We start from the raw sequence: 14,459 nt of genomic DNA, 5'->3' as shown, positions 1-14,459 counted from the left end.
CAGGGCTCCTGGCAGAATCATCTGCCAAACCGTTGCCCGTACACCGGCAGATGTTCGACCCTACCGGCATGACGACGGTGGACACCCGGGCCGTACACGCCGGCCGCGACGACCTGCGCACGCTCGGCGTGCACGTGCCACCGATCGACCTGTCCACCACCAACCCGCTGCCCTCGGTCGACGACGGCGGCAACGCGTACGAACACCTCGCCACCGGCGGCACCCTGCCCGCCGACGCCAGCGCCGTCTACCAGCGGCTCTGGAACCCCACCGTGGCCCGCTTCGAAACCGCCCTCGCCGAGTTGGAGGGCACCCCCCAGGCCGTCGCCTTCGCCAGCGGCATGGCCGCCCTCACCGCCACCCTGCTCGCCGCCACCCGCGACGGGCACCGCCACCTCGTCGCCGTCCGCCCCCTCTACGGCGGCACCGACCACGTCCTCGCCACCGGCCTGCTCGGCACCACCGTCACCTGGGCGCACCCCGACCAGGTCGCCGCCGCCATCCGCCCCGACACCGCCCTCGTCGTCATCGAGACACCCGCCAACCCCACCCTTGACCTCGTCGACATCGCCGCCCTCGCCACCGCCGCCGGCGACGTACCCCTGCTCGTCGACAACACCGTCGCCACCCCCGTCCTGCAACAACCCGCCCGCCACGGCGCCGCCCTCGTCCTGCACAGCGCCACCAAGAGCATCGGCGGCCACGGCGACGTCCTCGCCGGCGTCGTCGCCTGCGACGGCACCTGGGCCACCCGCCTGCGCCAGGTCCGCGCCGTCACCGGCGCGATCCTGCACCCCCTCGGCGGCTACCTCCTGCACCGCGGCCTGCAAACCCTGCCGCTGCGGGTCCGCGCCCAACAGGCCACCGCCGAGAAGCTCGCCGGCTGGCTCGCCGACCACCCCGCCGTACACCGGGTCCACCACCCCTCGGTGTACGACCCGGCGGCGCTCGTCGGCCGGCAGATGTCCGGACCCGGCAGCCTGCTGGCCTTCGAGGTACGCGGTGGCGCGCCCGCCGCCGCCACCGTCGCCGCCGCCTGCCGGCTCATCACCCACGCCGTGTCCCTCGGCGGCGTCGACACCCTCATCCAGCACCCCGCCTCGCTCACCCACCGACCCGTCGAGGGCGACGCGAAGCCCGCCGGCGCGCTGCTCCGCCTCTCCGTCGGTCTCGAAGACCCCGAGGACCTGCGCGCCGACCTCGCCCAGGCGCTCGCCGCGCTCGCCTGATCAGCGCAGCTCGCGGTTGCCCAACACCCGGGTCGGCGCGCCCTCCCGGGCCACCCGCAGCATCGCCCGGCCGATCCCGTCCGTCGTCGTCACCTGGTTCGGCAACAGCCGCCGCAACACCGGAAACAGCGGACGGGTCACCGCGTAACCGATCCGGTAGGCCCGCGTCCGCGACACCGCCCCGTACGTCGGCTGGATGAACCCCGGACGCGCCGCGTACCCGTTCGGCAACAGCTCCATGATCGCGTTCTCGGCGCGGCCCTTGACCCGCGCCCACATCACCCGGCCCTGCCCGGTCGAGTCGGTGCCGACGCCGGAGACGTAGACGAACGTGACCTGCGGGCTCACCTCGGCCAGCAACCGCGCCGCGGCGAGCGGGTAGTCGTAGCTGACCCGGGTGTACGTCGCCTCGTCCAGGCCCAGCGACGAGACGCCCAGGCAGTAGAAACACGCGTCGACGCCGGTCAGCTCCGCCCGTACCGACTCCAGGTCACCGACGTCGGCGACGGTCACCTCGCGCAGCTTCGGGTCCCGCTGACCGGTCGGCCGGCGGCCGACGGTGAGCACCTCCCGCACGTCCTCGGCGAGCAGGCACTCCCGCAGCACGCCCTGCCCCACCATGCCGGTCGCACCGAAGACGACCACCCGCATCAGATCCACCCCTGTCATCGGTCCCGCCACAGGCTCCCACGCCGGATGCCGCCGTCCCTACGCCGGTCGATCATGAAGTTATTGCCTGCGACATCGGCGTGTCGGCGCAATAACTTCATGATCAACCGGGCCGGGCGGGTGGGCTGGCCGGTGGACGGGGCGGGGGTCAGGACTTGGGGCCGACGTGTCGGTCGAGGGTGGCGACCGCCTCGCGGCGCGCCACCGACAGCGAGTTGCGGCGGTTCATTCGCCAGGCGATGCCGAGCAGGTCGAGGCTCCACTGGCAGAGCCCCATGATGTCGGTCGACTCGTTGACGAACATGTAGCGCGGGTAGACGTACTCCTTGCCCCGCACGGTCACCCGGTTGGCGAACCGGCAGCCGTCGGAGTGGAACAGTCCGCGCACGAAGTCGCCGGGGTGGCTCTCGACGAGCGACCGCTGCCAGTCGGCCAGGACGATCGGTCGCTCGTGCTTCTTGCCGGGACCGTGCTGGGGGAACAGACACGGCCAGTGCGTGCCGTAGCTCTGCACGCTGACGCAGCCCTGCTTCTGCACGCGTTGCACCTTGCTGGCGAGCACCGCGCGCATTGCCACATCGCAGGCTTCGATGAGGTCGGGCCAGGCATCAGCGCAGTAGATCCGCAGGACCGGCACCCGCGCCGTCGTAACCAGGTGGCCGTCGCCGAGATAGAGGCCAAGCAGGTAGACGTAGGCGGCGGGGTCTGTCGGACTATCGACACCTTGGCGGCAGCGGAAACACCGGTGTTGCGTGCCCCCGAAGCGAGCTTCGGGGCGGTCGTTGCACCAGTGCCAGACCGTCTCGTACGGCAGGCCGGCGGCGCGAGCCGTGTCGGCGACCGTGTTGCCGGCCAGGAACATCTGCCGTGCTCGTGCGCGAATCTCGGGTGGATGCACGAGAGAATTCTCGAACACCCGTACGACATCTTTTGTGGTGCCCTCGGTGGGATTCGAACCCACACTGTATGGAGTTTGAGACCATTGCCTGCTGCCAGTTGGGCTACGAGGGCGCTTCCCTGATTCGGCCCTGACAGGATACCCACTACGCTGAGGGCGGTGACACCCGGCTGGGCGGGTGTCGGGTTCGAACTGGTGGGGGTAGGGCTGGTGGCTGAGACGCCGACGGATGCCGAGCGCAGGCGCGTGCTGATCGCCGAGGACGAGGCGCTGATCCGGCTGGACCTCGCCGAGATGCTGGTCGAAGAGGGCTACGAGGTGGTGGGGGAGGCCGGCGACGGCGAGACCGCCGTGCGCCTCGCCGAGGAGCTGAAGCCCGACCTCGTCATCCTCGACATCAAGATGCCGATCATGGACGGGCTGGCCGCCGCCGAGCGCATTGCGGGAGCGCGGATCGCCCCGGTGATCATCCTCACCGCGTTCAGCCAGCGGGACCTGGTGGAGCGGGCGCGGGCGGCGGGCGCGATGGCGTACCTCGTGAAGCCTTTCCAGAAGAGTGACCTGGTCCCGGCGGTGGAGATCGCGTTGTCGCGGTACTCGGAGGTCGCGGCCCTGGAGGCCGAGGTCGCGAGCCTGACCGACCGCCTGGAGATCCGTAAGACGGTGGAGCGGGCCAAGGGCGCGCTGATGACGACGTACGGGATGACCGAGCCGCAGGCGTTCAAGTGGATCCAGCGCACGGCGATGGACCACCGGATGACCATGAAGGAGGTCGCCGAGCGGATCCTCGCGGAGACCGCTGGCGGCGAGGTGGCGCAGCAGCCGAGCGTCTGACCGCGCGGGGCCGCCGGGGGCGGCCGGTGGTGGTTAGCATCGACGGGTGTCCGTCCGACGGGTGATCGCGGTGTTCGGCCTGTTCGCGCTGCTGCTGGCGGGCTGTGACGGTCCGTCCGGGCCGAGCGGCGGAGGGTCGACGGCCGCCGCCGGTCCGGCGTCGCGGCCGGCGTGGCAGGCGGTGACGCTGCCGGCGCCGCCGGGTGGCGCGGGTCGCCTGCTGGTACGCGATGCGGCGGCGTGCGCGGGCCGCTGGTTCCTGGTCGGTGGTGTCGCGGACGCGTCGGGTGGGACCCGTCCGGCGGCGTGGACCAGTGTGGACGGTACGACGTGGTCGGTGCTGCCGGTGCGGGCGGATTCGTTCTACGGCAAGCAGAACGTGCTGTCGTCGGTGGCGTGTCGGGACGGTCGGGCGGCGGTGATCGGCGCGAAGGTCGGCGGGGCGCACGGTTATCCGCGGGTGAGCACGTGGCGGCAGGTGGCCGACGGCGCGCTGGTCGAGGTGCAGGCGTCGTTCGAGACGTACGGCGGGCCGAAGGCGGTGAACGTGTCCCGCCTGGCGGCGGGTCCGTCGGGTTGGTTGATCGTGGGTAACCGGTCGGCGGGTGCGGCGTCCTGGGTGTCGTCGCCGCCTGCGGCGGATTTCGCGCTGGTGGAGGGCGCGCCGGGCCTGGCGAGCGACGCCGCGGGGGTGACCTGGGCGTTCGACGCGGTGGCGACGTCGTCGGGCTGGCTGGCGGTGGGTGGTCTGTTGCCGGCCGGTCGGATCGACCGGGATCCGGCGGTGTGGTCGTCGCCGGACGGGCGGTCGTGGCAGCGCACGGTGTTGCCGGGTGGCCCGGAGTACGAGGAGTTGCAGCGGGTGGCGCTTGCCGGCGGGATGCCGGTGGCGGTCGGGTTGCGGGGCGCGACGTTCGGCGCGTGGCGGCAGGAGGCGGCCGGCTGGGTGTCGGCGGGGGCGTTCGGGCGGCGGTCGGACGCGGGTGTGCCGCAGGTGGCGTCGCTGGTGGCGGCGGATGGTCGGTTGTTCGCGGCGGTGACGGACGGGGCGCGCTACTCGGTGTGGGTGTCGACCGACCGGGGTGGGTCGTGGCGGGAGGCCGCGTTGCCGTCGGAGGTGACAGCCGGTGCCGACCGGGACGTGGCGGTGGTGGCCGTGGGTGACCGGTGGTGGGTGGCGGTGGACGACGGTTCGCGGTCCGGCCTGTGGTGGGCGAGCGGGTCGGACGGGTGAGAGCAGGGCCCGCTGTCTCACATATTGGGCAGGCGGGCGGTCAACGTTTGTGCTGCTCACGCTGCATCTTCGGCGCGAAATACGGGAACGAACGGCCCTGTCGGGGCACCGACCGGGCGCGGGCTTAAGGACCGATCGACGGATTCACCTGTTACGCGCATCGACAGGATTGCCCGCATCTTCGTAACGGTTTCGCAGACCCCACGTTCAGCCCTTCCGGGACGGTGTGCGGTGTCGGTACGCTCCGCCATCACGAGCCGTTACGCAGGGGGCGTCCCTGCGGGGTGGGTGGATCTGCGGTCTGCGCGCTGTCGCCGTCACTACGGGTCAGCCGCGTCCGCATCTGGAGGAGGTCAGGAAGCCGTGAGGCGAAGCTATGTACGGGCGCTGGGTACCGTTGCGCTCGCCGCGACCCTGGTGGTCGCGGCTGGTTGCCAGGATTCCGGTGGCGGCGACGGTGGGACCGCGTCCGGTGACTGCGGTGGCAAGATCGCGATCTTCGGCGCGTTCACCGGTGACAACGCGGGTCTGGTGATCCCGTCGCTCAACGGCGCGAAGCTCGCCGTGAAGCAGTTCAACGAGGCGAACCCGAACTGCAAGGTCACCATGCAGGAGTTCGACACCCAGGGCGACCCGGCGGTCGCGACCCCGTTCGCGAACCAGATCGCGGGCGACCAGTCGTTCCTCGGTGTCATCGGTGGTCACTTCTCCGGTGAGTCGGACGCCACCATGCCGATCTACCAGGCGGCCGGCCTGGCGATGGTCAGCCCGTCGGCGACCCGTACGGACCTCACCCAGAAGGGCAACACGTCCTTCTACCGGGTCGTCGGCAACGACGGCACGCAGGCCGGCGCGGTGGCGAGCTACCTGAAGGCGCAGAACGCGCAGAAGGTCTTCATGGTCGACGACGCCAGCGCGTACGGCGCGGGCATCACCGACGAGCTGGGCAAGCAGCTCGGCCCGCTGGTGGTCAACAAGGACAAGATCCAGGAGCGGCAGGCGCAGTTCGACGCCACCATCTCCAAGATCAAGTCGGCGCAGGCGGACTACGTCTTCTACGGCGGTTACACCCGTGAGGCCGCGCCGCTGGTGAAGCAGATGCGCGCCGCCGGCGTCCAGGCCAAGTTCGTCGGCCCGGACGGTCTGTACGACCCGGCGTTCCCGAAGGGCGCCTCCGGTGGCGCCGAGGGCGCGATCATCACCTGCCCGTGCCTCCCGGCCGACAAGGCCGGCGGCACCTTCTCGGCCGACTACCAGAAGGAGTACGGCATCGCGCCGGGTTCCTACGGTGCTGAGGGCTTCGACGGCGCGAAGATCTACCTGGACGCCTTCAAGGACGGCAAGAAGACCCGGGCGGACATCCTGGCGTACGTGAAGTCGTACGACAAGCAGGGTGTGTCGAAGTACATCAAGTTCGACTCCAAGGGCGACGTCGACCCGACCAAGGTCGTCATCTGGGCCTACCAGATCAAGGGCGAGGCCATCGAGCCGCTGCAGGAGCTCAAGCTCAGCTGACGCCATGGCGATGGAGTGCGGCCGGGGTATCTCACCCCGGCCGCGCTCGATTCAAGGAGACCCCCGGTGCATTTCGATGAACTGATCGGTCATCTCGGCCAGCACACGGTCGATGGCCTTTCCAAGGGCGCCATCTACGCCCTGATCGCCCTTGGCTACACCCTCGTCTACGGCGTCCTTCGTCTGATCAACTTCGCGCACTCCGAGGTCTTCATGGTCGGCACCTTCGCGGTGCTGATCCTGTGGAACCAGCTCGGGGTGGAAAATAACCCGCCGATCGGCCAGGCCATCCTGTTCCTGGTCCTCGGCCTGATCGTCGCGGCGGTCGCGTCCGGCGGCACGGCGCTGGCGCTGGAGCGGGTCGCGTACCGGCCGCTGCGGCGCAAGAACGCCCCGCCGCTGATCTTCCTGATCACCGCGATCGGTCTGTCGCTGGTGTTCGTGGAGCTCTTCGGACAGGTGCTGCCCGAACTCCTCGGTGGCGCGCTGCCGGACGTGTTCGGCCGGCCCCGGCAGATCGTCGGTATGCCGACGATCATCCAGCAGGAGACCCTGTTCACGATCGGCAACACGGCGATCACGAACATCCAGTTGATCGTGTTCATCGCGGCCGTGGCCATGATGGCGGTGCTTGACTGGTTCATCAACCGCACCCGGTACGGCCGGGGCGTGCGGGCAGTCGCGCAGAACCCGGAGACGGCCGCGCTGATGGGCGTCAACCAGGAGCGCGTGATCATGCTGATCTTCGTGCTCGGTGGCATCATGGCCGGCGCCGCCGCTCTGCTGTGGAGCATGCGGTTCGGGTTCACCCAGAACAGCATCGGCTTCGTGCTCGGTCTGAAGGCGTTCACCGCTGCCGTCCTGGGCGGCATCGGTAACCTGCGCGGCGCGCTGCTGGGCGGCCTGTTCCTCGGCATCGTCGAGGTCTACGGCGCCACCCTGTTCGCGTCCAACTGGGAGGACGTCATCGCCTTCGTGGTGCTGATCGTGGTGCTGATGTTCCGGCCCACCGGTCTGTTGGGCGAGTCGCTCGGGAGGGCCCGCGCATGATCGACAAGATTCGCTCCGCAGATCAGCGCCGGGTGTCGCTGCTGACCGGCATCGGCGACCGTTGGCGGGCGCTCACCAAGTGGCAGCAGGCCCTCGGGCTGGTCGCCTTCGTGGCGATCCTCTACTACCTGCCGCTGCTCGGCATTCCGGGCCTGACCTGGTTGCGTACCGACTCGATCCAGGGCGGTAACAACTGGGCCGGTGTGCTCTTCGTCTGCGCCATCTACGTGCTGGTCGCGATCGGCCTGAACGTGGTGGTCGGCCTCGCCGGCCTGCTCGACCTCGGCTACATCGGCTTCTTCGCCATCGGGGCGTACAGCGTGGCGCTGTTCGGTTCGGTGAACTCCCCGGTGGTGAAGTGGATCCAGCAGGAGTTCGACCTGCCGCCGACGTGGGCGGTGACCTGGGCGATCTGTCTGTTCATCGCGATCGTGCTGACGATGGTCTCCGGGGTGCTGCTGGGCTGGCCGACGCTGCGGCTGCGCGGCGACTACCTGGCCATCGTGACGCTGGGCTTCGGTGAGATCATCCGGATCGTGGCCCGTAACGCCACCGGCCTGACCAACGGGCCGGTCGGCATCTCGGCCATCCCCGGTCCGGAGGGCGCGCCCTCGGCGGACAACAAGGTGTTCGGTCTGATCGACGCGAAGCCGTGGTACTGGTTGGCGATCACGTTCGTGCTGATCATGGTGTTCCTGGTCCGTCGGCTGGAGCACAGCCGGGTGGGCCGGGCCTGGCTCGCGGTCCGCGAGGACGAGGACGCCGCCGCGGTGATGGGCGTGTACCCGTTCAAGTTCAAGCTCTGGGCGTTCGCCATCGGCGCCGCGCTCGGTGGCCTGTCGGGCTTCCTGTTCGGCAGCCGGAACGCGTTCATCGACCCGACGCAGTTCAACGCGAACCTGTCCATCCTCTTCGTCGCGATGGTCGTGGTCGGCGGCTCCGGCAACATGCTCGGTGTCTCGCTCGGCGCGGTGCTGCTGGCGTACCTGCCGGAGCGGTTCCGCGACTTCGCTGACTACCGGTGGCTGGTCTTCGGTCTGGCCATGGTGCTGGTGATGATCCTGCGTCCGCAGGGTCTGATCCCGAGTCGGCGGCGTGCTCGCGAGTTCCAGGACCGCGCGGCCGAGGCAGAGGAGGCGCCCGCTCATGTCTGACCAGACCACCGACACCGTGACGCCGAAGATCCCGACCCAGCCAGGGCCGCGGCAGGTGCTGCTGGAGGTCGACGACGTCACGCTGCGCTTCGGCGGCGTCGTCGCCCTCGACAAGATCAATTTCCAGATCTACGAGGGTGAGATCCTCGGTCTCATCGGGCCGAACGGCGCCGGCAAGACCACCAGCTTCAACGTGATGACCGGCGTCTACCGGCCGACCTCCGGGGCGGTCCGGTTCCAGGGCCAGAAGGTGACCGGCCGCAAGCCGCACCAGATCAGCCAGCTCGGCATCTCCCGCACGTTCCAGAACATCCGTCTCTTCCCCGAGATGACGGCGCTGGAGAACGTGATGGTCGGGACGGACTCGCGGCACAAGACGAGCGTGCCCGGGGCGCTGTTCCGGCTCTACCGGGTACGGCCCAAGCCGGAGGAGCTGCCCCAGGTCACCGCCGCGTCCGGGCTCGCCCGGACCTGGCAGCAGGTGCGCCTGTCGGCCGCGAAGATCTTCGGGCTGTCGCGGCACATCCTGGAGGAGCGGGCCGCCGAGGCCAAGGCCCTGGAGCTGTTGCGCTTCGTCGGAATCGCCGACCGGGCGAACGACGAGGCCCGCAACCTGCCGTACGGCTACCAGCGGCGGTTGGAGATCGCCCGCGCGCTGGCCACCGAGCCGAAGCTGATCTGCCTGGACGAGCCGGCCGCCGGCTTCAACCCGGCGGAGAAGGAGGAGCTCCTCACCCTGATCCGCAATATCCGTGACATGGGTCTGACCGTCCTGCTCATCGAGCACGACATGCGGCTCGTCATGGGCGTCACCGACCGGATCGTGGTGCTGGAGTTCGGCCGCAAGATCGCCGAGGGTCCGCCCGCGGAGGTCAGTCGCGATCCGAAGGTGATCGCCGCGTACCTGGGGGAGCCCGCCGATGAGCCTGCTTGAGCTGGAGAACGTCGCCGTCGCGTACGGCCGGATCGAGGCGCTGCACGGAATCAGCCTCACCGTCGACGAGGGTGAGGTGGTGGCCCTGATCGGCGCGAACGGCGCCGGCAAGACCACCACCATGCGGGCCATCTCCGGGACCCGGTCGCTCGCCGGCGGGCGGATCACGTTCAACGGCGAGGACATCAGCAAGCTCCGGGCCGACCTTCGGGTGGTGCGGGGGTTGTGTCAGTCGCCGGAGGGTCGGCAGATCTTCCCCGGCATGACGGTGATGGAGAACCTGGACATGGGGGCGTACACCCGGCGGGACTCCGCCGGCATCGCCGCCGACCTGGACCGGGTGCTGACCCTCTTCCCGCGGCTGGCCGAACGGCGCAAGCAGGCCGGCGGCACCCTCTCCGGCGGCGAGCAGCAGATGCTCGCGGTCGGTCGGGCGCTGATGAGCCGTCCGAAGCTGCTGCTGCTCGACGAGCCGTCGATGGGTCTCGCCCCGCTGGTGATCCGGCAGATCTTCGACATCATCACCGAGATCAACCAGCAGGGTACGACCATCCTGCTGGTCGAGCAGAACGCCCAGCAGGCCCTGTCGCGGGCGCACCGCGGCTACGTGCTGGAGACCGGCCGGATCGTGAAGGAGGGGTCCGGGCAGGACCTGCTGCACGACCCGTCGGTCAAGGAGGCGTACCTCGGCGTGGCCTGAGCCACGGCGTACCGGTGGCCGGTCGTCCCCTGGTGGGGCGGCCGGCCACCGGCGTTCGGGCCGGTGGCGCGTTTTCCGCCGCCGGTGCGGTGCCGCCACCCGGGGATGTCGGTGCGACGGACTAGAGTCGCTGCCGTGACAGCTACGACGCCGCGCCTGCTCCTCGTCGACGGACATTCCCTGGCATACCGGGCTTTCTTCGCCCTGCCGGTGGAAAACTTCTCCACCACGACGGGTCAGCCGACCAACGCGGTGTACGGCTTCACGTCAATGCTGATCAACGTCCTGCGGGACGAGCAGCCCACCCACATCGTGGTGGCGTTCGACGTCTCCCGCCGGTCCTTCCGCACCGAGAAGTACGCGGAGTACAAGGCCGGCCGCAGCGAGACCCCGACCGACTTCAAGGGCCAGGTCAGCCTGGTCAAGGAGGTCCTGGCGGCGTTGCAGATCCCGGTCGTCGAGATGGAGGGCTACGAGGCCGACGACGTCATCGCGACGCTCGCCTGCCAGGCCCGCGACCAGGGCATGACGGTGCTGATCAGCACCGGCGACCGGGACGCGTTCCAGCTCGTCGGCGACCAGGTCACCGTGCTCTACCCGCGCAAGGGCGTCTCCGACCTGGCCCGGATGGACCCGGCGGCGATCGAGGCGAAGTACGGCGTCGGGCCCGAGCGGTACCGGGACCTCGCCGCGCTGGTCGGCGAGACCAGCGACAACCTGCCCGGCGTGCCGGGTGTCGGGCCGAAGACCGCCGCCAAGTGGATCACCACCTACGGCGGGGTGGAGGGCGTCATCGCCCGCGCCGACGAGATCAAGGGCAAGGCCGGCGACAGCCTGCGGGGGCGGCTCGCCGACGTGATCCGCAACTACGAGATCAACTGCCTGGTCTCCGACCTGGAGCTGCCGCTGCGCCCGGAGGACGCCCGCTGGGCCGGGTGGGACCGCGAGGCCGTGCACCAGGTCTTCGACACGCTGGAGTTCCGCATCCTGCGCGACCGCCTCTACCAGTACCTGGAGGCCGTCGAGCCGGAGGCCGAGTCCGGCTTCGACCTGACCGGCGAGGTGCTCACCGAACCGGGCGCGCTCACCGCCTGGCTGGACGCCCACGCGCCGACCGGCACCTCGGTGGGGCTCGCGGTCAAGCTCGACACCGGCCCCAACCGCCGGCACACCGCCTCGATCACCGGGCTCGCGCTGGCCAGCGCCGGTGGCGCGGCCGCCTGGGTCGACCCCAGCGGGCTCGACGCCGCCGACGAGAGCGCCCTGGCGTCCTGGCTGGCCGACCCGCAGCGGCCCAAGGTGCTGCACGACAGCAAGCCCGCGGTGCTGGCCTGCGCCGCGCACGGCTGGGAGCTGACCGGCATCGTCCGCGACACCCAGATCGCCGCGTACCTGGCCCGCCCCGACCAGCGCTCCTACGACCTGACCGACCTGGCCCTGCGGTACCTGCACCGCGAGCTGCGGGTGGACGCGCCCGAGACCGGTCAGCTCACCCTCGACGGGCTGGGCGACGAGGGGGTGGCCGAGCAGAACCTCATGCTCCAGGCCCGCGCCACCCTCGACCTGGCCGACTCGATCGACGCCGAGCTGTCCCGCGACGGCGAGCAGTCCGCGCGGCTGATGGCCGGGGTCGAGCTGCCGCTGATGCGGGTGCTCGCCGGCATGGAGCGCACCGGCATCGCCGCCGACACCGACTATCTGTCCGAGTTGGAGGCGCACTTCGCCGCCGAGGTGAAGGCCGCCGCCCAGGGCGCGTACGAGGCGGTGGGACGGGAGTTCAACCTCGGCTCGCCCAAGCAGTTGCAGGAGATCCTCTTCACCGAGCTGGGCCTGCCGAAGACCAAGAAGATCAAGACGGGTTACACCACCGACGCCGACGCCCTGCAGTGGCTCTACGCGCAGCAGCCCCACCCGGTGCTGGCCCACCTGCTGCGCCACCGCGACGTGGCCAAGCTCAAGTCGACGGTGGACGGTCTGCTCAAGTCCGTCTCCGACGACGGCCGCATCCACACCACCTTCAACCAGACGGTGGCCGCCACCGGCCGGCTCTCCTCCACCGAGCCCAACCTGCAGAACATCCCGATCCGCACCGAGGAGGGCCGGCGCATCCGCCGCGCCTTCGTGGTGGGTGACGGGTACGAGTGCCTGCTCACCGCCGACTACAGCCAGATCGAGATGCGGATCATGGCGCACCTCTCGTCGGACGACGCGCTCATCGACGCGTTCAACTCCGGCGCCGACTTCCACGCCGCCACCGCCTCGTCGGTCTTCGGCGTCCCGGTCGACGAGGTCACCCCGGACCAGCGGCGCAAGATCAAGGCCATGAACTACGGCCTCGCGTACGGGCTCAGCGCGTTCGGCCTGTCCCAGCAGCTGACCATCAGCACCGAAGAGGCACGCGGGCTGATGGAGAATTACTTCGCCGGCTTCGGCGGGGTGCGCGACTACCTGCACCAGGTGGTCGCCAAGGCCCGCCAGGACGGCTACACCTCGACCATCCTCGGCCGTCGCCGCTACCTGCCGGACCTGGTCAGCGACAACCGGCAGCGCCGCGACATCGCCGAGCGGATGGCGCTCAACGCCCCCATCCAGGGATCGGCCGCCGACATCATCAAGGTGGCGATGCTGCACGTCGACACCGCGCTCGCCGACGCCGGGCTGCGCTCCCGGATGTTGCTGCAGGTGCACGACGAGCTGGTCTTCGAGGTTGCGCCCGGTGAGCGCGAGGCCCTCGAAGCGCTGGTACGGCGCGAGATGGGCGGCGCGTACCCGCTGTCGGTGCCGCTGGAGGTGTCGGTGGGCGAGGGGCGGGACTGGAACAGCGCGGATCACTGATCTTTTTGGTTGCGGTTGGGGGGTTCCGGGGGCAGCCCGACCCGCTCCGGGCGGTCAGGCTTGATCCCTGCGCGGGTCGGGCTGCCCCCGGAACCCCGACCGGCTTGACCTGGTCGCGTTGCTGCCCGGCCATCGCCCAGGGTGTGGTCATGCCTCGTGGGTGGGGTTACTTGAGGGGGTCGTGGCCCCAGTTCATGAGGGACCAGCGCCACTTCGTGTCGCGCACGTCGCCGGACGGGCGCTGTGCCATGTGCCGACGGACGTAGCCCACCACCTTGCGCATGTGCTTGTAGTCCGCCTCGGAGAGGTCGGCGCGCTTGCGGCGGAGCAAGTTGATGATCTTCCGGCCGGATTCGTGGCCCACGGACTCGCCGCCACCGGTACGGCCGCCCTTGTGCCAGCCGACCTGCTTCGACTCGTCGGTCTCCAGCCACGTCGACAGCTCACCGGGCTTCATGTTCACCGCCTCGGTGAACTCCCGGTAGGTGTCCCGGCCCTGGTCGTCAGCCTTGCTCATGACGCAACGCCTCCGGGCGGTGGGCCACGTCGCGGCCCGTGCCGTCGCTGCGGACCCGGTACTGCGGGTCGGCCGGGGACGCGTTCACCGCCCGTCCGCGAATACGGGTCCGTTCGGTGATCGTGCCCTGCACCACGCCGTACGCGCGGCTGCCGTGTGCCGACCAGGAGACGTGGTCGCCCTTGTGGAATCGCTGTTCGGCCATGCCCCGGGCTACCCGACCCCGTCGGGGTGAAACGGCTACGGCGTGATCTCGGCGATCGGCAGCTTGATGTCGAACGGCTCGGCCAGCTCGATCACGTCGGCGCCGTCGGCGACCAGCTCGTACTGCCGCTCACCGCCCGGGCCCACCCGGTCGCCGATCCGGTACGCGTAGACGTGCACCGGGTCCTGCTCGATCCGCCAGTAGTAGGGTATGCCGGCGGCGGCGTACTCACCGGGCTTCGCGAACCGGTCGATCCGCCGCGTGCCGGGCGAGACGATCTCCACGGCGAGCATGACATCCTCCGGCCGCAGCAGATAACGGTTCGAGGGCACGCTGGCTTGGCACAGCAGGACATCGGGCCGGCGGACCGTGTTGCGGCTGAAGGCGATCCCGATGGCCTGGGCCGCGCGGAGCCCGATCGGTGCATGAGACCGCAGCCACAGATACAGCAGGCTGGAAAGGTCTTGGTGGCCCAAGGTGGGCAGGGGCGGCACCTGAACGACTCCATCGACAAGCTCGACGCGTGGGGCGCCGTCCGGCAGGGTGAGGAGGTCGTCCAACGTGTGGTCGGCACGCTGCTGGCGGGCTTGGTCCGGTCGCCAAGGTTCCGGTGAGATCGGCGTCGGCTCTCTGGTCACGACCACCCAACGCCCGCCGGACGCGGGTCGGGCGGACAACGGGTGCG

General features: G+C 70.1%; 13 protein-coding genes, 1 tRNA gene and 1 pseudogene. 9 read left to right on the top strand and 6 right to left on the bottom strand.

All coding sequences use genetic code 11. From position 1 onward, the window contains the following. Positions 1–50: 50 nt before the first annotated feature. The gene (locus AC3EN4_RS19985; protein WP_435207286.1) at positions 51–1,229 is read left to right on the top strand and encodes a trans-sulfuration enzyme family protein; all 1,179 of its coding nucleotides are present in this window, start codon (positions 51–53) and stop codon (positions 1,227–1,229) included. On the opposite strand, the gene AC3EN4_RS19980 is transcribed toward AC3EN4_RS19985, so the two are convergent. From AC3EN4_RS19980 to AC3EN4_RS19970, 3 genes are all read right to left on the bottom strand, one after another. Further along, positions 1,230–1,898 (bottom strand): NAD-dependent epimerase/dehydratase family protein, encoded by a 669-nt coding sequence (locus tag AC3EN4_RS19980; RefSeq protein WP_435207285.1) that lies wholly within the window; start codon positions 1,896–1,898, stop codon positions 1,230–1,232. A 148-nt stretch (positions 1,899–2,046) separates the two neighbouring features. After that, complete coding sequence (locus tag AC3EN4_RS19975; RefSeq protein WP_435207284.1) at positions 2,047–2,796, bottom strand: transcriptional regulator; 750 nt, start codon at positions 2,794–2,796, stop codon at positions 2,047–2,049. 35 nt (positions 2,797–2,831) lie between these two features. After that, positions 2,832–2,909: transfer RNA gene (locus AC3EN4_RS19970), tRNA-Leu, on the bottom strand. Between the two features lie 97 nt (positions 2,910–3,006). Between AC3EN4_RS19970 and AC3EN4_RS19965 the strand changes: the two genes are divergently transcribed. The 8 genes from AC3EN4_RS19965 (at position 3,007) to polA (ending at position 13,052) form a co-directional block, all read left to right on the top strand. Further along, complete coding sequence (locus tag AC3EN4_RS19965) at positions 3,007–3,630, top strand: ANTAR domain-containing response regulator (RefSeq protein ID WP_355049623.1); 624 nt, start codon at positions 3,007–3,009, stop codon at positions 3,628–3,630. A gap of 46 nt (positions 3,631–3,676) precedes the next feature. Continuing rightward, a complete protein-coding gene (locus tag AC3EN4_RS19960; protein ID WP_435207283.1) occupies positions 3,677–4,864 on the top strand; it encodes a hypothetical protein in 1,188 nt (395 codons plus the stop codon). 363 nt (positions 4,865–5,227) lie between these two features. Continuing rightward, positions 5,228–6,379 (top strand): branched-chain amino acid ABC transporter substrate-binding protein, encoded by a 1,152-nt coding sequence (locus AC3EN4_RS19955; protein WP_435207282.1) that lies wholly within the window; start codon positions 5,228–5,230, stop codon positions 6,377–6,379. 66 nt (positions 6,380–6,445) lie between these two features. After that, positions 6,446–7,429, top strand: a complete 984-nt coding sequence (locus tag AC3EN4_RS19950; RefSeq protein WP_422735960.1) for a branched-chain amino acid ABC transporter permease — start codon at positions 6,446–6,448, stop codon at positions 7,427–7,429. Further along, on the top strand, positions 7,426–8,583 hold the full coding sequence (locus AC3EN4_RS19945) for a branched-chain amino acid ABC transporter permease (RefSeq protein ID WP_435207281.1): 1,158 nt from the start codon (positions 7,426–7,428) through the stop codon (positions 8,581–8,583). Before AC3EN4_RS19950 ends, AC3EN4_RS19945 begins: the two co-directional genes overlap by 4 nt. Next, a complete protein-coding gene (locus AC3EN4_RS19940) occupies positions 8,576–9,517 on the top strand; it encodes an ABC transporter ATP-binding protein (protein ID WP_435207280.1) in 942 nt (313 codons plus the stop codon). The genes AC3EN4_RS19945 and AC3EN4_RS19940 overlap by 8 nt, the downstream gene beginning before the upstream one ends. Next, entirely contained in the window at positions 9,504–10,217 is a 714-nt protein-coding gene (locus AC3EN4_RS19935; protein ID WP_422735957.1) for an ABC transporter ATP-binding protein, read from the top strand. Before AC3EN4_RS19940 ends, AC3EN4_RS19935 begins: the two co-directional genes overlap by 14 nt. A 135-nt stretch (positions 10,218–10,352) precedes the next feature. After that, on the top strand, positions 10,353–13,052 hold the full coding sequence (gene polA / locus AC3EN4_RS19930; protein WP_435207279.1) for a DNA polymerase I: 2,700 nt from the start codon (positions 10,353–10,355) through the stop codon (positions 13,050–13,052). A gap of 169 nt (positions 13,053–13,221) precedes the next feature. Here the strand turns inward: polA and AC3EN4_RS19925 are convergent. From AC3EN4_RS19925 to AC3EN4_RS19915, 3 genes and pseudogenes are all read right to left on the bottom strand, one after another. Beyond that, positions 13,222–13,569: pseudogene (locus AC3EN4_RS19925) on the bottom strand (DUF3140 domain-containing protein); the annotation flags it as partial. Beyond that, the gene (locus tag AC3EN4_RS19920) at positions 13,556–13,774 is read right to left on the bottom strand and encodes a hypervirulence associated TUDOR domain-containing protein (protein WP_422735955.1); all 219 of its coding nucleotides are present in this window, start codon (positions 13,772–13,774) and stop codon (positions 13,556–13,558) included. The gene AC3EN4_RS19920 and the pseudogene AC3EN4_RS19925, both read right to left, overlap by 14 nt. Positions 13,775–13,809: 35 nt before the next feature. Further along, entirely contained in the window at positions 13,810–14,412 is a 603-nt protein-coding gene (locus tag AC3EN4_RS19915; RefSeq protein ID WP_435207278.1) for a Uma2 family endonuclease, read from the bottom strand. Positions 14,413–14,459: the final 47 nt, after the last annotated feature.

Source organism: Micromonospora sp. bgisy143 (assembly GCF_057708145.1).
Note: the sequence above shows the minus strand (reverse complement) of the source record. Positions and strands in the feature narration are given on the sequence as shown.